Source organism: Roseibium sp. M-1 (assembly GCF_054515675.1).
On the sequence record NZ_CM137257.1, the window covers coordinates 5,839,227 to 5,861,258 of the forward strand.

Here is a 22,032-nt window from a genome sequence, read left to right on the forward strand (position 1 = left end):
GCGGTGAGCTTGGTTGAGCAAATTCACCGCCTTTGCGGAACATACAATTCCGCGTCACTGACAAAGTTTCAATCCACACCTCCAGGTGAGGCGACAGGTGAGCAACTATATAGGTTCAAGGTCCAATTCAACCTCAATCCTTGAAGGGCCAATTCGAACTCGAAGTGAATATTGTCGTCTTTTCATTGAGCCGACTCCTTGGTGGACAAATCGGAGGATAAGAGGCAAACTAGTATGTGTCAGCATGGAACAAAAAATACGCTTCGCTAACAAAGAAGTAGAGTTTGAGGAAAGCGACCATGTCATACGGAATTCGCCTGAAGGTCTGGGGTGACCACGGCTGTTTCACCCGGCCGGAAATGAAGGTGGAGCGGGTCTCCTACGATGTCATGACGCCTTCAGCGGCACGCGGCATTCTGGAGGCGATCCATTGGAAGCCTGCAATCCGCTGGGTGATAGATGCCATCCATGTGCTGAAGCCGATCAAGTTTCAGTCCATCCGTCGCAACGAGGTCGGTCACAAGGCGCCGGCGGGCAAGGTTAAGAGCGCCATGAAGCGCGGCGATCTGGCCGGGCTGCAGGTGCTGGTGGACGAAGACCGGCAACAGCGGGCCTCCACGGTTCTGGTCAAGCCGGTTTATGTGATCGAGGCCCATTTCGAATTGACGGACAAGGCAGGCCCCGACGACAACGAGGGCAAGCATCTCGACATCTTCAACCGCCGGGCAGAACAGGGACAGTGCTTTCACCAGCCCTGCCTGGGTACGCGGGAGTTCGTGGCGCATTTCGAGCTGATCCCGCCTGGTGCGCTTTTGCCGGAGCACGAGGAAGATCATAAGACGCCGGATCTCGGCTTCGGATCGCCCCGCGATCTGGGATTCATGCTCTGGGATATCGACCACCAAGCGCCGGGGCGTCCGGCCATGTTCTTCAGAGCGCGGCTTGAGGACGGTGCAGTCCGGGTGCCGTCTCCTGGTTCCCCACAGGTGCTGCGATGAGCGTTCTGTCGTCCCTTGCCAGGGCGTACGACCGGCTGTCCGACGCCCCGCCCTTCGGGTATTCCTCCGAGAAGATCGGCTTTTGCATCTCCCTGAATGAAGAAGGCTCGGTGGTTCATGTGACCGACCTGCGCGAAACTACGGCGAAGAGGCCTCAGCAGAGGCCGATGCAAGTGCCGCAGCCGGTCAAGCGCACAGCCGGTATCGCGCCCAATACCTTTTGGGACAAGACTTCCTATGTTCTCGGCGTGACGGCGGGAGAGGGGAAGCGCACGGCGGCGGAGCACGCGGCTTTCGTCGAGCATCATCAGACGCTGTTGACGGGGACAGAAGACCCCGGCCTAAAGGCATTGCTCCGGTTCCTGACGGACTGGACACCGGACCGATTTGCCGAGCTCCGGTGGCCGGAGGACATGAAGGATCAGAACGTGATCTTCGCCCTTGAAAGCGAGCGGCTGAGGAACGTTTATCTGCACGACCGGCCTGCGGCCAAGTCTCTCTGGAGCGCAGCAGGTGCAGGGGAACAAGAGGCGGGGCAGGTCTGCCTCGTTTTGGGAACGCCCGGTCCAGTGGCACGCCTGCATCCGTCGATCAAGGGCGTTTGGGGCGCCCAGTCGTCGGGGGCGGCCCTCGTTTCCTTCAACCTCGAAGCCTTCACCTCCTATGGCCACGAGCAGGGCGACAATGCCCCGGTCTCGGAGGACGCGGCTTTCAAATACACAACGTCGCTCAACCGCTTTTTGGAAAAAGACAGTGGCCACCGTCTTCAGATCGGCGATGCTTCCACCGTCTTCTGGGCGGATGCCTCGAACCTGGACGGGGCAGGGCAAAAGGCAGAGAGTTGGGCCGAGCAGGTGTTCGCCGGATATTTCGACATCGATCCGGCAGCGGAAGAGGCGGACTCCGTCAAAGAAATTGGCATTTTGCTGAAGCGGATTCGCGAGGGCGAACACTTGCGCGATCTGGGAGCCGGACTGGATGAGGAGATCCGGTTCTTCGTCCTTGGCCTTGCGCCCAATGCGGCCCGGTTGTCGGTGCGGTTTTATTTCGAGGACAGTTTCGGCGAACTGACCCGCCACTATCAGCAATTCATCTCCGACATGTGCATCGATCCACCGCCGCGTGGCGGCTACCCGCCGCTTTGGCGCTATCTGCGCGAGACCGCCGTTCTGGGGAAGACCGAGAACGTTCCACCCAACCTGGCCGGCGAATGGATGCGCTCGATCCTCTCCGGAACACGCTACCCAATGTCGCTGATGTCCGCCGTGCTGACGCGTATCCGCGCCGACGGCGAGATCAATGCGCTACGCGCCGGCATCCTCAAAGCAATCCTTGTCCGAAATTTCAATTGGGAGGCTCCCGTGGCACTGGACCCGGACTTTGACAATAGAGGCTATCTCCTGGGCCGTCTGTTCGCTGTATATGAAAACGCGCAGATAGCAGCCTTGGGGACCAAGGTGAATGCGACCATCAAGGACAAGTTCTACGGAGCTGCCTCCGCTCAGCCTCGCAAGGTGTTCTCTTTGCTGCAAAGTGGATCGGTGAACCATCTGTCCAAAGTCGGCAAGCAGTCTGCGGGTCGCCGAGTGAATCTGGAAAAGCTAATTGCCTCCATTCTGGACAAGATGCGACCGGACAGCGATCCGTTTCCAGCTTCACTTTCTGCTGAGGAACAGGCCCTTTTTGGGCTTGGCTACTTTCATCAACGCAGCGAATTCTTCAAGAAATCCAATGACAGGACGGATACCGGGGAGGCCAGCCAATGACCGCAATTTCCAACCGTTATGATTTTGCCCTTATCTTCGAGGTGACCAACGGAAACCCCAACGGGGACCCGGACGCGGGAAATCTGCCGCGTCTCGATCCGGAAACCAACAAGGGGCTGGTCACCGATGTGAGCCTGAAACGCAAGATCCGCAACTTCGTAGAACTCGCCAATGAAGGTAAGGACGGCTTTCACATCTATGTGGAGGAAGGTGCGATCCTAAATGAAAAGCATCGCCTGGCCTACAAGGCGCTGCACCCGGAGGACAGCAAGCTGGACAAGGCGGCCAAGCTGAACCCGAAGGACGACGAGGAAGCCGTTAAGCTGCGCGACTTCATGTGCATGAATTTTTTCGACGTGCGCACTTTCGGTGCCGTTATGTCGACCGGCATTAATTGCGGTCAGGTCAAAGGGCCGGTGCAGATGACCTTTGCCAGCTCCGTCGAACCGATCCTGCCGCTGGAAATCTCCATTACCCGTATGGCCGCGACAAACGAAGCGGAAAAGAAGCAAAAGGCGGAAGGCGACGACAGCAACGAGCGAACGGACAACCGGACCATGGGACGCAAGCATATCGTTCCCTATGGTCTCTACGTCGCTCATGGTTTCATCTCTGCCAAATTTGCCGAGCGCACAGGATTCTCCGAAGCGGATCTGGAGCTTTTCTGGCAGGCGCTTGTAAATATGTTCGAGCACGACCGGGCAGCGGCACGCGGGGAAATGGCCACCAGAAAGCTTGTCGTCTTCAAGCACACCAATGCCCTGGGCAACGCGCCTGCTCACAAGCTGTTCGACCTGGTGCGGATCGGGCGCAATATTGAGGGGGAATTCCGTTCCATTGACGACAAGCGGATCGGCAACGAGCCGCCGGCGCGCAAGTTCTCCGACTATATCGTTGAAATCGACCGGGCCAACTGTCCCGAAGGGGTCGAGATCATCGAGAAACTCTGAGCCGTGGCCCCCGGTAGCCAGGAGGTGAGCGATCTGCAGGAGGAAAGAGGGGAGCCCATTCCCCTCTCCGCGCTTCAGCATGCCGTCTACTGCCTGCGCCAAGCGGCGCTGATCCACCTGGAACGACTTTGGGCGGACAACCGTTTCACCGCCGAGGGCGATGTGCTCCATGCCGTGGCCGACAAGGGAGGCGGCCGAAAGGCACGGTGTGTGCGCCGGGTCATGGCCCTGCCGCTCGCCTCGAAACGGCTCAACCTTGCAGGGGTCGCGGACATGGTCGAGTTTCCGGGCGAGCCGGATGACAAAACGCCCTACCCGGTAGAATACAAGCGCGGCAAGCCGAAGCTGCACCGGGCGGACGAGGTGCAGCTTTGCGCACAAGGCCTGTGTCTCGAGGAAATGACCGGTACGCAAGTGCCCGAAGGTGCTCTGTTTTATGCTGAAACCCGTCGTCGGATGAGGGTGCCCTTCGACGCCGATCTCAGGAGACTGACAGAGGAAACGGCGGCGGCGCTCGCCGTTGTCTTCCGGTCCCGTCAGACGCCAGGGCCGACGTTGCACACCTCCCGTTGCCGTGCCTGTTCGCTCAAGGAGCTCTGTCGGCCGGAAACGGTTGCCCGGCCCGTGAGAGCCTGGCGACGACGCGTGCTGAATGGCCTCCTGAAGGAGGATGCGACATGAAGAAGCTGCTAAACACCGTCTACATAACGACGGAGGGTGCGGCCCTGCGCAAGGACGGCGAAAACCTGGTTGCGGAAGTGGACGGGGCGGAGCGGGCACGGGTGCCCTTTCACATGCTGGCCTCCGTTGTCGTTTTTGGAGCTGTTTATGTCTCGCCAGCCTTAATTGGAGCCTGTGCCGGTGGCGGAATCACGCTTGTCTTACTGGAACGCAACGGCCGGTTTCTTGCCAGGGTAGAAGGGCCGGTATCCGGGAATGTGCTTTTGCGTCGGGCACAATACAAGGCATCGGACCGGCCGGAGGAAATTGTCCGTTCGATCGTCACCGGCAAGATCGCCAACCAGAGATCCGTTCTAATGCGTGCGATCCGCGACTACAGGGCGGAATTCGCTGACCCGGTTTTGGCAGATGTGGAGCATGCGGCGAAGCGCATGGCCGTCATTGTCCAGCGAGTTGAAGCCCGGGATGAAACACTCGACCAGATGAGAGGGGCGGAAGGTGAGGCGGCCAATCTCTATTTCTCCGTTTTCGATCATCTGATCCGTTCGCCGGATGTGGAGATTTGCTGGCGGGGGCGCAGCCGCCGACCGCCGCTGGACCCGATGAATGCGTTACTGTCCTTTCTTTATACTTTGTTGACTCACGATTGCCGCTCCGCCTGTGAGGGCGTGGGGCTTGATCCCGCGGTCGGCTTTTTGCACCGGGACCGGCCGGGACGCCCCAGCCTCGCTCTTGATCTGATGGAGGAACTCAGGCCTGTGCTGGCAGATCGGTTGGCTCTGGCCCTGGTGAACAGGCGTCAAATCAGGGCGTCAGACTTCGAGACGCGGGATGGAGGGGCGGTGTTCCTGTCGGACGCGGCGCGCCAGACGGTTCTGACAGCTTGGCAGGAGCGAAAAAGGGAAGAAAGACAACACGCGTTTTTGGGCGAAAAGGCACCGCTTGGGCTCGTACCCTTCCTGCAGGCGCAGATGCTGGCCGGGTATCTGCGCGGTGACATGGACGCTTATCCGCCCTGGTTCTGGAAATAGGAGTAGAGGCATGTTGGTGCTCGTGACGTACGATGTATGCACCTCCGAGGGTGACGGAGCACGACGTTTGCGAGCAGTTGCCAAGGCTTGCCGCGACTATGGACAGCGCGTGCAATATTCCGTCTTCGAGATTGAGGTAGAGCCGGCACAATGGGTGAAACTGAAGGCGCGGCTGGAGCGCGTGATTGATCCGGATCACGATAGTCTACGCTATTATCATCTCGGCTCGAACTGGGCGCGCAAGGTGGAGCATGTGGGGGCCAAGCCCGCGACGGACCTTGGCGGTACCTTGATTATCTGAGCTGCCGCGATTCCAGCGCGAACGCCAATCGTGCCGGAAAACCCAGGCATGTTCGCGCTACGGCATGATCATTGAAATTTAACATCTCTTTCTCGACTTTGACTCGGTGAGGTCAGGAACGCGATATCCTTGCATCAGGTTCGCGCTGCCGCCGGTCTTTTCTCAACTCCTGCAACTGGATAGTGTCTACCCTGTCGCCCCCTCGCGGGGGCGTGGATTGAAACCCCGAACATGACACGTTGAGCCCATACCCGGCGGTCGCCCCCTCGCGGGGGCGTGGATTGAAACCGATTTGCAGCGCTACGGAGCTGCTGACGCCGAGTCGCCCCCTCGCGGGGGCGTGGATTGAAACGGTGTGGTTTCACCGGACGCACGTTTGCAGCGCGTCGCCCCCTCGCGGGGGCGTGGATTGAAACATGAACGACGTCGTCGGTCTCGCCTATAACGCTGGTCGCCCCCTCGCGGGGGCGTGGATTGAAACATGATCTAGAAGCCGCAATGCTCGACGCCGACGCGTCGCCCCCTCGCGGGGGCGTGGATTGAAACCATTGTGCGGCTGCCAGCCTGCCGGCGGGAGCTGGTCGCCCCCTCGCGGGGGCGTGGATTGAAACCATTGTGCGGCTGCCAGCCTGCCGGCGGGAGCTGGTCGCCCCCTCGCGGGGGCGTGGATTGAAACCATTGTGCGGCTGCCAGCCTGCCGGCGGGAGCTGGTCGCCCCCTCGCGGGGGCGTGGATTGAAACATTTCCACCGCCGGTACCTCCCCTGCTTGGGGAAGGTCGCCCCCTCGCGGGGGCGTGGATTGAAACGAACTGGCGCAGGCAGAGGCCGACGCCGCGCAACGTCGCCCCCTCGCGGGGGCGTGGATTGAAACCGTGACCGATTGGAGCACTGAAGAAACGGGCAGGTCGCCCCCTCGCGGGGGCGTGGATTGAAACAATCCACTCACCCTCTTGAGGGGAGGCGGGTCGGCGTCGCCCCCTCGCGGGGGCGTGGATTGAAACCTGGGCCTGCATACGCCAGTCGGCGCGCCGTACAAGTCGCCCCCTCGCGGGGGCGTGGATTGAAACGGTAAGTGTCGGGTTCTGGGTCTCGACCGCCCAGGTCGCCCCCTCGCGGGGGCGTGGATTGAAACAAGAGAACAAGTCTCAGCAACAATCCGCCCCGCTCGTCGCCCCCTCGCGGGGGCGTGGATTGAAACTTGACATCAGGGATATCGGCTCTGGACACTCCGGTCGCCCCCTCGCGAGGGCGTGGATTGAAACACCAAGCAGGAACTGGCGGTCGTCTCAACCACCGATGGTCGCCCCCTCGCGGGGGCGTGGATTGAAACGGGCCGAACCGGGTTGGCGGCGGCATCACCTTCGGGTCGCCCCCTCGCGGGGGCGTGGATTGAAACAAGGACGCAGGATTGCCCCCCCAAGGCGGCGCAGGGTCGCCCCCCGCGGGGGCGTGGATTGAAACGACTGGATGCACGTCCAGGCCGCTCGCCTCTAAAGGTCGCCCCCTCGCGGGGGCGTGGAATGAAACCATTGTGCCGCTGCCAGCCTGCCGGCCGGTGCGGGTCACCCCCTCGCGGGGCGTGGATTGAAACAGCATGTCGAGGAAAAGGGGTGCTGACCAGCGCTTGTCGCTCCCTCTCAGGGGCGCGGATTGAAACTCTTGGTGGTGTCGTGGATAACCTAGTAAGGAGATAGTCGCCCCTCCCGGAGGCGTGGATTGAAACAGTGGTCTATGGCCGCGTGTCGCGGTCGGCGGTGGTCGCCCCCTCGCGGGGACGTGTATTGAAACGACTTCAACACCGGCCGCATCCATGATGCCACCTGTCATCCTCTCGCAGGGGCGTGGATTGAAACGTGACGTAGACCATGAACTTCAGATTGTAGGCGGCGTCGCCCCCTCGCGAGGGCGTGGATTGAAACCTCGGCACGATCCTCTCCACCTGGGCGGCCGTCGGTCGCCCCCTCGCGGGGGCGTGGATTGAAACCGGCGTCCCGGCACAGCGGAACAGGCGGCGCAAAGGTCGCCCCTTCGCGGGGGCGTGGATTGAAACTTGCAGGACTGCGTGGCCCTGGCCAAGCAACTGGGTCGCCCCCTCGCGAGGCGTGGATTGAAACATCGACATGGTACCGATAGCCGCCAGATTCCCTTGTCGCCGCCTCGCGGGGGTGTGGATTGAAACATTGTCAATTGCTGCACGCCTATCAAGATAGACAGCGTCGCCCCCTCGCGAGGACGTGGATCGAAACTTTCAGGCGGGGGGACTGGGATACGGCGGTGCACGGTGGCCCCCTCGGGAGGGCGCGGATTGAAACATCATTAGAGGTAGGCCGTTGACGACGATATCTCGTCGCCCCTTCGCAGGGGTGTCGATTGAAACCGACTATTGCCACACGGGCGCCGAACAGCTCGCGGGTCGCTTCTTCGCGGGGGCGTGGATTGAAACCAGTTTGTTGGGATAACTCTTGGGTGCGCCGATGGTCGCGCGCCCTCGTAGAGGCGTGGATTGAAACACGGACACCGTCGGTGTCATCGCCAACCAGATGACGTCGCCCCCTCGCGGGGACGTGGATTGAAACGACTTCAACACCGGCCGCATCCATGATGCCACCTGTCACCCTCTCGCAGGGGAGTGGATTGAAACACGCATTGCGCGCTTACCTCGAATTCCGCGCCGGGTCCAGGGTACTGAAATCTCCCGGCGGTCCAAGGTATTCAACCATACGGTGGGCAACGATACTGGGTGTTACATGGCACTCGCTTGCTTTGTCGTTGACAAGGGGTTCCCTGATATCCAGAGCCTTGGGAATATCGCGGCTAGGCCGGCGCTGTACGGAGGTTAGGAAGGGTTTGTTCGGACGCGAATAGACGGATCTTTTCATTGCAATCCTGTTGGAATACCTGAGTTTGGTCAAAGCCGAGGGGGAAGGCCTCCTCGGCAATCTTTATGTCAAACGCTATCGGACAGTTACTTGAAGCCATCCGGTGCCGGATGTTCTTTTGAGTCTTTAAGGAACACTGCCACCCATGGGCGCATGTAATAGGCTTCTGTGCTGGTCGGATCCTTACAGATTTTGAACCGGAACAAACCGCACGCGCTGGTACGGGTGCCTCGCAGGTCCTGCCAGACCTTGGAATATTGGTCTTTGGTGAGTTCGATCTGGCGGAAGGCGTCCTTCCGGCCGTAGATATTCCCCGACGTTGCGATGATTTCCCGGTCCCCGGCCTTGAAATTCAGGATAGGCGGAAGTGCCGGTTTCTTGTTCGGAACGAAATAACCGACTGCTTGCATCAGGTTGCGCCAATCGTCCGCGTTAAGGTCGAGCGATTCCGCATTGGCAATATGCAGCGGCAAGGGTGCCGAGCTCGTTAGCCTGAAGCCGGTTTCACTGACCTCGGCATTCGGTTTGTGCGCGCCGTGCTCGCGGGCAAAACCCTGCAGAATGACGAGCGTTATTTCTCCTTCGTATCGCTCAACCGGTCCCAGCAAATCACGTTCGTATGCCAGCCGGTTCAAAATATGATCTATCCAGCGGCGACGAGTCTCGCTGTCCAGAATCTTTTGAGCATTGCGCAACGAGGTTTCCCGCAGTTCCTGAGCAGTTATGGAGCCATCACGGAAGGCGCGTTGATGGTCCCAATAACAGAGGTCACCAGTTTTGAGACGCATGCCGGAGAGCTTGGCGATTGTTTCGTCGCTTGTGGCTTTCTCCCAAACCTTCACGCAAAGGGCGGCGTGATTAAGCGCGCGCTGGTGGTCGCGCAATTCGGCCAGAAGGGTTTAGATGCGGTTGGCACGGACACGAGGATTGTTTTTCATGTTGGCGAAACGTTCAACGCCCGCAGCCTTCCATTGCCAGTACTGAACCGATTTTGCAGCCTTGACCGACTTGTCCATGGCATTGTGCATGCGTTCCTGGGTTTTCCGTGCCTTGCGTTCGGAGTGATGCCCGACAAGAATTGGTTGCCCCATGTAGAATGCCTGGGAAAGATCGTCGGCGGCCCGCATGAAGGCGTTTGATTCACGGTCACGTTTGTCAGCAAGGGCATCGAGGCGTTCGGCCTTTGCCTCGGCCCGCTCCGCAAGCGTGGTCATCTCCGGTTCGATGTCACCAGCCAGTTCTATAAGGAAGTCTTCGCGTGCCGGGGTCCATTTGGGAGCAACAAACAATTCCTGTTTCGGTGCCCACTTGAAGCCCATCTCTTTGACGTGTGCGTATGTCTCGGCATCCAATCTGCGATCTGCGTAAAGACGCAGCTTGTTGTCTTCCGGGCTATAGGTTGCGGTGTAGTTGTCTTGGCTCATGAGGTTGCTCCGTTTCCTTGAACTTGGCCGTTTGGCTCGTTTCATTTTCCGCGTCGCCGGAAACGGGGGCGGAAGGTCAAGCACCGGAAGCGAGGAGGGGCATCACCCGCGCGCACAAGGCGAAGCCGCGGAGCGTGGGGAAACCCAGCGATAGGCCGCGCAGCGGTTCATCCTTGATCTGCCGGGGGCGGAGCCCCTTTTCCAAAGGGTGTGACCGGCGGATCGCCGGACATTATTCGTCAGCGGAGCGGGTCAGGTCCGGGAAAGGAACGCGATTGGGACGGTTTACCGGCTCGATCCTGTTTTTTGGAGGAACTGGACCGCTCTGCGCCGGGGCAACGCCCCTGCATCGAAAGTCAGCCCGACCGTCAGGTCCGGTCTATTCTCCAAAAAAACTACGAACAAAATTCACGGGACTAATTCTTGATAGAAACGACCAGCCCTGTGAGCACAATCAAAGGGCTGGACGCATTGGACAGCGTTACGCCGCCTCGTCGATGACTTCCTCTGACACAGGAGCGCCGTCAGAGAATGTCATCAGGCTCGGCACCCAGCCCGTCCCCGCCACCTTGTCGGAGGCGTAGGCCGCCGCTTCCTTCTTCTTCATCTTGCGAACGGGGGCCGCGGCTTCTTCTCCGCAAGCCTCAGCAAGGCTCTCGTGAATTAGGTCGAGCTTCACGCGGGAGAAGTAGTTTTTGGCCGTCGGTTGAAAATGCTCGGCAATATCCGTGCCAAGGGCCAATCCGATCCGGTCACCGTGGTCAACCCCGGTTTTGTTGTAGCCCTCGCCATATTTGATGGCATTGATCGTCTGTGCGACACAGAAGGCCTGCAACTCCAACAGGGTCTTTTGCGACACTTCCAAGCACCAGTTCCAGAGCTCGGCCGGATCAAGCGGCAGCACAGATTTCCAGCTTTCACGCTGGCGCTCAATCGCGTTCAGGACATCGCACTGTCCGGCGTCCTTGATCTGGCTTTCCAGGCACGCGCTGTCGAGGCTGATTTCAACCGCACCGTTGTCACGCGCCGCGCTGTGGTTATAGAGCATCTTGATCGCCATGGAATGAACTGCAACGGCGAGTGCAACATCAGGGTTCTTTGCCAGATCCATGCGCAGCACGGCGGTCTTGCGGGCAGTCAACTCGGCAATCAATGCCTTGGAATGGGACGCGGCTTCCGAGGCTTTCTCTTCATCGGTGTTACCAGCCGCGTCATCGACCTTTGCATCTGCCGGGTCGATAAGTCCGCGCTCGATGCGCAGGTCACCGTGATAACCAATTGAAATGATGGTGCCGCAAGTCGCTTTCTGGTCACCGGAAAACTCAGCCACGTATTTTGCCTGCAGGTTCTCAATCGCCTCGTCAGCAGCCTCGAAGGCCACCCGGTCTTCCTCGTTGCCTGTTTCGTTGTAGCAAGCGGCCGCATCGTCGCTTTCTGGCTGCAGTCGCTCAAGCTCTGTCTGATCTTCAGCGGAAAACTGCGGCTGTTTCGGATACTCCCGGCCAAATGCCTGTATAGCCGTGTAATCAAGTTCAGCCTGATACCTGACCCATTTCCAGCCCTCTGCGGCGATTTCCTGAATTGCCGTTTCGATTTTTTCAGATACCAGCTTTTCGACCAGGGCAACGTCTTCGACATAGCCGCCGTCACGATCCGAAAAGAGATCGCAGATTACGGTGCCGCCTGCGTTGCGGACGGTGTCCAGACCACCGATGAATTGGATCCTCTTGTCTGATGCCGGGATCTTGCCATCGGTCAAGGCCCGGCGAATGTCATAACCGTTGCGGTAATGCCGCGGCAGGGAGTTCCAGACCCGTTCCTGTGCCTCGTGATCGTCGCTGACGGTGAACGCCTGAAGCTGGGACAGCTCCATTTCACCTTTTTCGAAGAGCTCAAAGAGGACTGGAGAGACACGGGCGAGTTTCAGGCGCTTGGTGACAATCAGTTCGGTGGTACCAAAGCGTTTTGCGATGTCTTCTACCGTCGTGTCCTCATCGGCAAGAGCCTTGAAGGCCCGGAATTGGTCTGCCGGGTCCATGGCTTCGCGCATGACATTCTCTGCAAGGCTAAGTTCGGTTGCCTCTTCCTCGGTTCTGACCTGACAGGAAAGTTCATAGTCAGTCGTCAACAGGCCTTCCTTGATCAGGTGTTCGACGGCGCGGTACCGACGGCCTCCACTGGTCACCAGATAGTGGCCCCGTTTCACATCCGGGCGGACAATCAGGTTCTGCAACACGCCATTGACCGCGATGCTGGCGGCCAGGGATTGGATGCCGTTCTGATCGGTTTTCTTGCGCACGTTCTTTGGGTCGAGCGACAGCTTTTTGAAAGCGACTTTGATTTCGTTGGTGGTGGCTTTGGTCTTGGTCATTGGGTGTGCTCCTGTTTCCCGAAACTTCACCGATGTGGCTCGTTTCATTTTCCGCGTCGCCGGAAACGGGGGAGGACGGTCAGGGACCGGAATAGGGGAGGGGTATCCCCGTGCGCACAAGGCGACGCCGCGGAGCATGGGGAAGCCGCTTTTCCGGCCGCGCAGCGGTTCATCCTTGACCGGACGGGGGCGGAGCCCCGCAAAACAAAATTACAGGACCTCTTGGTCGCTGCTACGAGAAAATTTCGCCCGAGCAAAAGTCATCGAAGGTCGTGTCTGACAGGTGTAACTCAGTTCGCCAGAAGAATCAGTGTAAAATATCTGTAAATATAAAAACAATACATGATTGTCTGAATTTTAAGCCAATTTAATCACAAAAAAATAAACTTTGAAAATCTACAGAATTGGAAACGTGAAACGAAGAAGATGTTTAAATCTCTACGTTGTTTTTCTTTCCACCTCACGGCGAGAACTAATTGGTAGGAACCGCCGAGCGTTTTCAGCTCTAAATTGTTTAATTGGCGTTTGCAAATCGCGTCTATTTGATATCAAGAGTTGCACTAAACAAAAAAATAGCGTCATCTTGCCGCTGATCAGTTGTGATGCAACGCAGTTGCGAATTAACGAAAAAAGCTGCGATTGTTTTTTGGGGGGCAAATGAGAAGTAAACAGTCTGATAATTTTAAAATCTAAACGCTATCGAGCGCTCTACGAAAAGGGAAATACTTGGTGGATAGTGTGTCTATCATGAACCTGTTAAAAAGAATCAGAAATTACCGCATAACTCTCACAGCTACATTTCTTTTATCGTTTGCAGGCGGTGCACTCTCTCAAGAAGACACAAAAAATCATATACGAATAGATAGCTCAATTATCTCGAGAATTTTAAGTAATCCCCAACATCTCAGTGAGGTAATATTCGATGAATATAATAAGAACAAAGCACAATTCTTAAGTTACAAAATAAATAACAGTTTTCTAAATCTGACGAGAGTTTCGTACGATCTCGAGAAAAAATATCCGGGTTTCTGCGGATTCATGGACGGCAATAAGCGCCAAAAATTTCTAGAAGGTCCAAACTATATTCACTTCAGGAGAGGTGGTTTTTTAGACTACGTAGAACGAAATTGTAATGCGCGAATTTTTTACAATTTAAATATCAACAAATTGATTATATTAATAAAATTTCACAACGACACAAGTAATTCCCGCGCCTATCGCAAAGATGAGTTGGTCTTGATAACCGTGAACTCTTTTTCGGACATATACCTTCATCTCGAGAAGCTCATGAATGACACATCAAAATAACACAGGCTAACAAAGTGAACAGAGCTAACTTATAAACGCGGACAATCGGGGGAGCAGGTCAACCGGAACATCTGTTGCCCAAGCTGCCAAAAACCTTAGAATCGGTAGATCAACAGCGTTCTGAATTTTTCGGATGACTTACCTAGATTGATATCTAAGATCTATAATCAAGGTTGTGGGCATACCAATATGCTCTTGTAAAAATTCGTTAGACATGTAATTTGAGGCACTTACAACTCAGTAGCGGCAAGTGCGAATTTCTCGTTGCGTATGGGCTCCATCAGATGCATGCAAAGAATGTGTTCAAGAAGCTGATTTCAAATACTTTTATGCTCTTAGTACTATTTGCTTTTTGCCCAGTGATCTCATAAACCCTTCGAACTCGACTGTACTCTCGCTAACAAACAACCGCTCCAAAAATGTTGCAACCAGGCTCGCTTACCCAGTTCGTTTGGCTTGCTAACCACGTGAGCTAGTAGTGAAAAAATATGGCGAGAAAACTCTCCCGATTACTCCTTGGAGATGTCAGAGGAATCGTCCGGTGAAAATCCCTGTAAAATTTTCTATAACCCTTGTTGTTAGCTTCATTGGGTTATTTGTGGCTTGGAAGCACTATTTCCCACATTCCGTTATTCACTATCGACTAGATGTCACATTCGAAGTTGACGGTGTTCCAATAACTGGTGGCGCCGTACAAAAACTGGTCGTGGAACGCGTTTACGGTTTAGGTCAAGTAAGGGCTGAATGGTGGACGTTCGGTGAGGCCGTCCGGGTAAATCTGCCAGGCTATGGGGCGGTGTATGTCTTGATGACAAGTCCGACTCCAGACGGCACGTATACCTTTGCTACTAAGGGTAGATTCGACTTTCTCGTTTCGTCTGCATGTAAACTGAAAGAACAGCGGGGCGATAGGAACTGGAATGAATATGTTCGAATGATTGGGCAAGTTTCAGGGCAATGTGATGTACCCGAACATTCTTTACCACTAATGGTCCGTTTCAGAGATGAGAATGATCCAACTTCTGTAGAAAGAATCTTCCCAAACCAATTACCGACGCATTACAAGGAACACGTTCGATTTGTTGATGCAAAGATCAATATTACGTCTGAACCAGTAACTTATAATATAAAAGCCCACCTACCTTGGCTATCAACAGACAGAGAAAAGAGATTGTCGCCAAATTTTTTGGGATCAGCGAACCCAAATCTGTCTGAAACACTAAAGTATGGCTATTTTTCAAGGAAAGAATGATGACGAACACAGTTCTTGATTACGCCATTATGGCAATGGATAGTTACTCTCGCGGCGACCGCCCAGACATTAAAGGTTTGCCGATAGTTTATAACAAAGTTGAAGTTCCCGTTCCAACGGAATCCATTGACGTTGGTTTCGACGCGTCTGTTTACGATGTAGGCGGTGAGATAGTTATTTCATTTAGAGGGACGGATTTCGCTGGTGGCGGCCAATTGCTTGACGATATGGTGCATGGCTGGCTATTTGGCGCTGGAGTTTTCAGTGCCTCACAAATCAAATCAGCTATTGATTTCTATAACAGTGTAGTTGATCTTTATCCGCACGCCAATATTACGTTAACAGGTCATTCACTTGGTGGTGGACTTGCTGGCTTTATCGGGGCAATATTTGGTGAAAAGGCAGTAATATTTGACAACGAACCTTTCGAGGCTGCTGCTCAAAGTCTCTACCTACATGCCGACAGCACTCCACCTCTAGGTTCTGAAAATTATGAACAGGTTCAGCAGCTACGAAATTTGGTTTATGGTGGCGAGTCTCCTTTACCAATCGATACCAGTAAGATTTCGGGTGTCGCAATAGAAGGCGAGTTACTCGAAACGATCCGTATCTTTCAAGAAACGCCGGTAGATCAGCTTTCACTGTCAGACAGCGTTGAACTTGGCGCGGTGACACGGCACAGCATGTCGCTACTAGCGATTCGACAATTTGCGGAAAGCGCATCGCAGGTTAGTCATCGTAACTGGGTTGCAGTGGAAAAATACATCTTTGAAAGCTTATTTGACTCGGCAAATTCGTCTGCATTGGAAATAGAAGCAACCGACCAATCAGATCCAAATTCTGTTATGATGTCTAAGTTGGCGTATTCTGCGACGCAACAAGGAGCGACGATATCGGGGAACGCAGCATTAGCGTCCTGGTACGACGATGGAAACGATTTCGGTGAGGCCTTTGCAGCAGAAATCTCGACTTTCGGTTATAACCCACAGCCAGCTACTGGAGACCTCCAAGCTGCGCTACTCCGGCAGCTTGCGAACACAATAACGCAATATTCTGTCGCACTTGCGCTTAATAAAATTGATGATTTATCTTCGTACAATTTGGTTAGCTACGATGAAGAATTAAATCTGCTTGCTTATAATTTTACGACAGATGTGTTGAGCGCAGCTGGCGGAATTCCAAATGTTGAGAATTTTGATGGAGACTCCTTTTTGGCTGTCCTTCAGGATTGGCTGGGAGTGTCTATTGAACCTTATTTGGCAGATTGGTGTGGTGATGAGTTTGGCGGAAACATCGATAAGTTTTTATTTGGAACAGGTTTCGGAGGCTCTTGGGAACTCCAAGAAAGTGACGTCCTAACGGCGTTTTTTGGCACCGCAAACTCGGACTCGATTGTTGGGTCTAAGCAAGACGATTTCATCTTCACAGGAGCCTTTGGAGCAGTCGGGGCTGTGAGTGATGTTGTTCTGGTCGGTGAGGGCGACGATTTAGTGCTCGCTGGCGATGGTGACGATCTCCTGTTTGGAGGAAAGGGCAAAGACATCCTTCTTGGAGGTCAGGGTAATGACACTCTCGATGGCTCCTCCGCAATCAACAACCTTGAAGATTTGGCACTACTCGAACGGGAGGTGTGGGAGGATCGGGCGTTTTTTGACGACAATGTAAGTGACCGCCTCGAGGGTGGTGCTGGCGATGATATCTACCTCATTGGCATCAATGAGAGCGTAGATGCAGCGCTTGAACAAACTGCTCAATATGACAGCTACTCAGGTTCATTCTCTGGGTTCTTTGATGTTGTCATTTTCGAAGACTACCAGAATAGCCAATACTTCACTAAAGGTATCGATATTGGTTCCTATACGGCCATTGATGTCATTTCGGACAGCTCAGGCGATGGTCAGATCTTTGTTGACACGTCTCGCTGGGGATACGTTCCGGACTTAGGCAGCTATGCGATTGTCGATGTCGTCGACGAATTCTCAAACGGAACTTACGAAAGGGCCAGAGGAAGCCAGAGTATTCATCTGCTCAATGGCTCCGGCGGACTGGCAGGCAATTCTGACGGCTTTGTCTATTTCGAAGATGGAAATTTGTATGGGTTCTCGACCTACAATAATTTTGGCGAGAAGTTTCATGCAAGGTATCCTACCGATGAAGGGGCTCTGATTGGATTTCACGCCCGTTTCGTCATCGAAAATTTTGAGAACGGTGATTTTGGTATTTTCCTGGAATTACCGGCTCAAGGTTCCGAGCAGGGCGACAACGAGGATTTCTCGAACTCGGGAACACCTGGTGAGGGTGTGGACTACGCTGGGAACGGTGGAAACGATATTGTCCTAGGTTCTCTGCAAGCCGACTTTTTGTCGGGCGGAACAGGCGACGACGCGATCTCCGGTGAAGGGGGCGACGACACGATTTCCGGCGACAGCGGAAACGATACGCTGAATGGCGATGCAGGCGATGATTTCATTGATGGCGGGTCAGGCACCGATGACATCAACGGTGGTGACGGCAATGATCAATTATTCGGCGGCGCAGGCGACGACACGATTGTCGGAGGTTCGGGAGATGACGTTCTCAACGGCGATGCTCAGATAGGTTCCGCCCTGGCTCAAGCGGGGAATGATCTCCTTATCGGCGGGACCGGCAACGACACCTACCAATTTATGGTTGGCTCTGGACACGACACGATCCGGGAAGAAGGTCCGGCGAATGAAGAAGATGGCCTGGTACTTCTAAACCTGTCGACTAATGATGTTAGTTTTCAGAAGGCGGGAACTGGTGGCGCGGATCTGCTCATCACGATTTTGGCGAGTGGCGAAACAGTACTCATCGAAAACCAATTCTCAACAACCGTTGAAGGCATTGAATATGTGAACTTCACCGGAAACGATGCTACCGGCGGCCGGGACTATTGGGATCGTGCAGAAATAGAAGCAGCGGCTGATGCCTTTGTCTCGACCAATCAATCTCCTGTAGTTGCAAACGCGATTGCAGATCAGGTGGGCATTGAAGATGCGTCCTGGAGCTTCACGGTTCCTTCCGATGCGTTCAGCGACGCGAATGGGGACACACTGACCTTTAGCGCTGTTTTGGCGGACCACTCAGCTCTCCCGTCGTGGCTAAGCTTTGATGCGGGCACCCGCACCTTCTCCGGCACGCCGCCACAGGATTTCAACGGCACCCTTTCCCTGAAAGTCATTGCCTCCGACGGCATTGCTTCGGCAGAAGACATTTTCGACTTGGTCATTGACCCCGTCAACGACGCGCCGATTGTCACGAATGTCGTCGCAGACCAAGAAGCAAGTGAGAACTCTGCTTGGAGCTTTACCGTTCCTGTAGATGCTTTCTCCGATGTTGACGGGGACACGCTCGACTTCAGCACGACGCTCGCCGATGGCTCGTCCCTGCCGGCATGGCTCAGCTTCGATGCGGCGACGCGCACCTTCTCCGGCACACCGCCGCAGGATTTCCACGGCATCTTGTCTCTGAGGGTTGTTGCCTCTGACGGTGAGACTTCGGTGGCCGATGTCTTCGATCTGGTGATCGCACCGGAAAGCGCCGGAACCTGGAATACCATCGAGAAAGTGGCTGGCGGTGACAGTTGGGGAACCGGGCACGCGGCTTCCGTGCAAGGGTTCACAGGTGCCGGTTACATCCAGTCGACGGCCGTCCAGGACAACAAGTCGCTGGATATCGGCCTGTCGGCGGACGGAAGCCAACTCGACGGCACGATCGACTACTACATCTGGCTCAAGGGCGACGGTACCGTAGAAATCCGCGAGAACAACGAATATGTCACGGATGCCGGAACCTATGTCGCTGGTGATGTCTTTGTCGTCGAACGGCTTGAGGATGGGACGGTCCGCTATCTGAAGAATGGTGGACTGCTCTACACCAGTAGCGCCCAAAGCGATCCGAATGTAGCCCTGCATGTGGATGTCTCGCTGTTCGAGGAAGGTACCCGCGTCGGCGAGACGCTGATCTCTTCGGGTGGCAGCACACCTCAACTCGTCAACTGGCAGCTCACCGGCAACATGGCCGAAGTGGCTCCGCCGGTCGCGCCCGGATCGGGCAATACAATAGTGAAGGTTTCGGGCGGCGCAGACTGGTTCAACGGGATTGCAGCCTCTGTGGAAGGATTTACAGGCGCTGGTTTTGTCCAGTCGACCATCGTGGATGCAACCAAGAACGTCGATATTGGTGTCTCGGTCGAGGGCAGTCACCACGACAGCTCGATCGACTATTACATTTGGCTAAGCGGTGGTGACGAGGTTCGGATCCGCGAGAACGGCACATTTGTGGCCACGTTTGGCGCTTATGAAGACGGTGATCGCTTTACGATCGAGCGCTTGTCTGACGGTACGCTGCAATATCTGAAGAACGAAACGGTCTTCTACACGAGCTCCGCCAGCGTCGACCCGGCCATCAAGCTTTTTGCTCACCTGTCCTTGTTCGAAGAAGGCAGCCGTATTGCCAATACGGTTATGTCGTCGAACGGTAGCGATCCAGCGCTCGTATCCTGGCAGCTCAGCGGCACACTCGCTGTGGTGGCCGATGCCGAAAACTCGGCGCCTGTCGTTGCCAGTGAGATTGCGGATCAGGCGGGCACGGAAGGTACGGCCTGGAGCTTCACGGTTCCTGTGGATGCATTCTCCGATATTGACGGCGATGCGCTGAGTTACAGCGCAACGCTCTCCGATGGCTCGACGCTGCCAGCCTGGCTCAGCTTCGACGCAGCAACGCGGACTTTCTCCGGTACACCACCTCAGGGAACGGCCGGAACTCTGTCGCTGAAGGTTGTCGCGTTCGATGGAGTGGCGACTGCGGAAGACATATTCGACCTGACGGTCGGCTCGGGACAGTCCATCCCGGTCGCCACCTGGACCGGCACCGACGACGTGGATCAGCTGTGGCTGAGCGACGCCGACGACGTGATCGATGGGCGCAAAGGCGATGACGACATCAACAGTGCGCGCGGGAGCGATACCTTCCTGTGGCGCACAGGAGACGGCAATGACACCTTTGGTGTCTTGGCGGATGACGGCGATACGGATGAACTCTATCTGGTCGATGTACAGCCGGAGGACGTTGCCATCGGTATCCATCCTGATTGGGACAGCCATATAACCGTCACCGTCTCGTCGACGGGTGAGGTCATCACGCTGACGAACCAACTCGGGCCGGAAAATATCGGCTCGCGCATCGATCAGGTTAGATTTGCCAACGGCACCATCTGGGACTTTGCGACCCTTGAGCAAAAGGCGCATGAAGTTACCGGGACCGGGGGCGACGATACGCTCGCCGGAACGGCCGCCAGCAATACGATCTTCGGTCTCGGAGGTAACGATGTCATTTCCGGCGGCGCTGGCGACGATATTCTTGTCGGCGGCATTGGAGGTGACAGGCTTACCGGCGGTTCGAACTTCGTCAATGGCGACGCGCATGTGTTTGCGGCGGTTCCGGGAGGTTACAGTCTGCCGGCACAGGTGGCTGCATCTGCCAGCGATATTCGCTTCAATACCGTTGAAAAGCGGGACACTGCGGCAGGGGCCTGGAACGGGTACAATGCCGGCGTCTATTCGCAGGAAAGCTTTACTGGTGCCGGATCGCTGTCGACCATCGTCGCCCACACTGACCGCTACGCGGCGATCGGCTTGTCGGCAGACCCGGCGGAAGTGAGTGGCGATAGCATCGATTTTGCCTTCTATCTGGCCGCAGACGGATATCTGCAAATCATCGAGGACGGACAGCATCGGGCGACGCTAGACGAATATTTCGTCGGCGACGTGTTGACACTGGAAAGGTTGTCGGACGGTACCATGCAGTACCTGCGCAATGGGACTGTCGTCTATACCAGTGGCACGACCGTGCCGGTGGAAACGTCCCTGAGCGCGGATGGCTCGTTCTATACCAACGGCAGCCGCTTCGAGAGCACAAGCCTAACGGCCGGTGCCGCCGCTCCTGTCATGGTGACCTGGGAGACGACAGGGCCGGTGGTCAAACTTGCCGAGGCGGGCGGCATCGTCTCGACGCTGGTTGATCTCGACAACGACGGTGTCGATGACATCGTCCATGTGTCGCAGTCCGGAGAGATCTGGACGCAACTCGGTTACGAGGGCGGCGGGTTCTCGAACGCGAACCATGTCGAAAACATTTCCGTCTATGGCAGCGTCTCGACCAACAATGCCATCGAGAAGATCGCTGGCGGTGAGGATTGGACAAACGCAGTTGCCGCTTCGACGACCGGTTTCACCGGCGCCGGTTCCATGGAAACGATGGTCGCCCAGGTCGGGGCGACATTCTCCATCGGCCTTTCCGCCGAAGGCAGCCAGTCGGACGCGAGCATCGACTTCGCCTTCCTCCTTCCGAACGACACGCAACTGCAGATTTGGGAAAACGGCCAGTTCGTTACCCACGTCGGGACCTATGTGACCGGGGACACGCTGTCGGTCGAGCGTCTTGCCGATGGCACAATCCAGTACCTACGCAACGGGGCGGTGGCTTATACCAGCGACACCAGCGTGGACATTGCGACGACGCTCTATGCACTTACGGCGATCCGGGACGAGGGCGGACGTGTTAGCGACACGGTGCTGATATCCGGCGGTAACAGCCCGCAACTGGTCGACTGGACAGAGAGCGGCAACCTCGCAGATGTGATACTCGGCGGCGACCTTTCGTTCGGTTTTGCCGACAGGGACGGGGACGGCAAGACCGACCTGGTGGTGACGGATGCCGACGGTAACATCTGGTCGCGGACCGCGTTGGAAGATAGCGATGTCTTTGTCTTCAACGACGCAAGCGACAGCGCCGGATCGGGAACAGATGTCATCGCCGACTTCGACCTCGGCCACGACAGGATCGACATCTCGGCTCTCGGTCTCAGCTACGACGATCTGAGTATCTATAGCTATGGCGGGGACACCTATATCGAGGTCCTCAACTCGCCCTTCAACATGAAGCTCGAGAATTTTACAGCCAAGCTCGAGCACGGCGATTTTATCTTCTAAAGGCAAAACCCGAGTGGAGAGGGTTCAACTCTCCACTCGGTCACTCGATGTTAATGC

At 55.9% G+C, this 22,032-nt stretch carries 11 protein-coding genes and 1 CRISPR repeat array; of the genes, 8 read left to right on the forward strand and 3 right to left on the reverse strand.

Annotated elements, in window-relative coordinates:
- The first annotated feature begins 299 nt into the window (after positions 1-299).
- From cas5c to cas2, 6 genes are read left to right on the forward strand one after another with little or no spacing between them, the layout of a single operon-like run.
- Positions 300-998, forward strand: coding sequence for a type I-C CRISPR-associated protein Cas5c (gene cas5c, locus ACX3M4_RS26390; protein ID WP_459355952.1), 699 nt, complete (start codon positions 300-302; stop codon positions 996-998).
- On the forward strand, positions 995-2,764 hold the full coding sequence (cas8c, locus tag ACX3M4_RS26395) for a type I-C CRISPR-associated protein Cas8c/Csd1 (RefSeq protein WP_459355953.1): 1,770 nt from the start codon (positions 995-997) through the stop codon (positions 2,762-2,764). The genes cas5c and cas8c overlap by 4 nt, the downstream gene beginning before the upstream one ends.
- A complete protein-coding gene (cas7c, locus tag ACX3M4_RS26400; RefSeq protein ID WP_459355954.1) occupies positions 2,761-3,714 on the forward strand; it encodes a type I-C CRISPR-associated protein Cas7/Csd2 in 954 nt (317 codons plus the stop codon). Before cas8c ends, cas7c begins: the two co-directional genes overlap by 4 nt.
- A 24-nt stretch (positions 3,715-3,738) precedes the next feature.
- Positions 3,739-4,395, forward strand: a complete 657-nt coding sequence (gene cas4 / locus ACX3M4_RS26405; RefSeq protein WP_459355955.1) for a CRISPR-associated protein Cas4 — start codon at positions 3,739-3,741, stop codon at positions 4,393-4,395.
- Positions 4,392-5,426 carry a type I-C CRISPR-associated endonuclease Cas1c gene (gene cas1c, locus ACX3M4_RS26410; RefSeq protein ID WP_459355956.1) on the forward strand — a complete coding sequence of 345 codons (1,035 nt, stop codon included), beginning with the start codon at positions 4,392-4,394 and terminating at the stop codon, positions 5,424-5,426. The genes cas4 and cas1c overlap by 4 nt, the downstream gene beginning before the upstream one ends.
- Positions 5,427-5,436: 10 nt before the next feature.
- Positions 5,437-5,727 (forward strand): CRISPR-associated endonuclease Cas2, encoded by a 291-nt coding sequence (gene cas2, locus ACX3M4_RS26415; RefSeq protein ID WP_459355957.1) that lies wholly within the window; start codon positions 5,437-5,439, stop codon positions 5,725-5,727.
- Between the two features lie 193 nt (positions 5,728-5,920).
- A CRISPR array of direct repeats spans positions 5,921-7,255; the repeat unit is 31 nt; unit sequence GTCGCCCCCTCGCGGGGGCGTGGATTGAAAC.
- Between the two features lie 1,438 nt (positions 7,256-8,693).
- On the opposite strand, the gene ACX3M4_RS26420 is transcribed toward cas2, so the two are convergent.
- The 3 genes from ACX3M4_RS26420 to ACX3M4_RS26430 all read right to left on the reverse strand — a co-directional run bounded on the left by ACX3M4_RS26420 (position 8,694) and on the right by ACX3M4_RS26430 (position 12,402).
- Complete coding sequence (locus tag ACX3M4_RS26420) at positions 8,694-9,491, reverse strand: hypothetical protein (RefSeq protein ID WP_459355958.1); 798 nt, start codon at positions 9,489-9,491, stop codon at positions 8,694-8,696.
- A gap of 15 nt (positions 9,492-9,506) precedes the next feature.
- On the reverse strand, positions 9,507-10,031 hold the full coding sequence (locus ACX3M4_RS26425) for a DUF3560 domain-containing protein (RefSeq protein WP_459355959.1): 525 nt from the start codon (positions 10,029-10,031) through the stop codon (positions 9,507-9,509).
- Positions 10,032-10,512: 481 nt separating this feature from the next.
- Positions 10,513-12,402, reverse strand: coding sequence for a ParB/RepB/Spo0J family partition protein (locus ACX3M4_RS26430; protein WP_459355960.1), 1,890 nt, complete (start codon positions 12,400-12,402; stop codon positions 10,513-10,515).
- Between the two features lie 1,849 nt (positions 12,403-14,251).
- Here ACX3M4_RS26430 and ACX3M4_RS26435 point away from each other — a divergent pair.
- Positions 14,252-14,962 carry a hypothetical protein gene (locus ACX3M4_RS26435; RefSeq protein WP_459355961.1) on the forward strand — a complete coding sequence of 237 codons (711 nt, stop codon included), beginning with the start codon at positions 14,252-14,254 and terminating at the stop codon, positions 14,960-14,962.
- Positions 14,962-21,975 carry a putative Ig domain-containing protein gene (locus ACX3M4_RS26440; protein WP_459355962.1) on the forward strand — a complete coding sequence of 2,338 codons (7,014 nt, stop codon included), beginning with the start codon at positions 14,962-14,964 and terminating at the stop codon, positions 21,973-21,975. The genes ACX3M4_RS26435 and ACX3M4_RS26440 overlap by 1 nt, the downstream gene beginning before the upstream one ends.
- The last annotated feature ends 57 nt before the right edge of the window (positions 21,976-22,032 follow it).

Bases quoted from the DNA above. Each gene is read 5' to 3' on its own strand.
- cas8c (WP_459355953.1), top strand. From the start codon at position 995: ATGAGCGTTCTGTCGTCCCTTGCCAGGGCGTACGACCGGCTGTCCGAC.
- ACX3M4_RS26425 (WP_459355959.1), bottom strand. From the start codon at position 10,031: ATGAGCCAAGACAACTACACCGCAACCTATAGCCCGGAAGACAACAAG.
- cas5c (WP_459355952.1), top strand. From the start codon at position 300: ATGTCATACGGAATTCGCCTGAAGGTCTGGGGTGACCACGGCTGTTTC.
- ACX3M4_RS26430 (WP_459355960.1), bottom strand. From the start codon at position 12,402: ATGACCAAGACCAAAGCCACCACCAACGAAATCAAAGTCGCTTTCAAA.
- cas1c (WP_459355956.1), top strand. From the start codon at position 4,392: ATGAAGAAGCTGCTAAACACCGTCTACATAACGACGGAGGGTGCGGCC.
- cas7c (WP_459355954.1), top strand. From the start codon at position 2,761: ATGACCGCAATTTCCAACCGTTATGATTTTGCCCTTATCTTCGAGGTG.
- ACX3M4_RS26440 (WP_459355962.1), top strand. From the start codon at position 14,962: ATGACGAACACAGTTCTTGATTACGCCATTATGGCAATGGATAGTTAC.
- cas2 (WP_459355957.1), top strand. From the start codon at position 5,437: ATGTTGGTGCTCGTGACGTACGATGTATGCACCTCCGAGGGTGACGGA.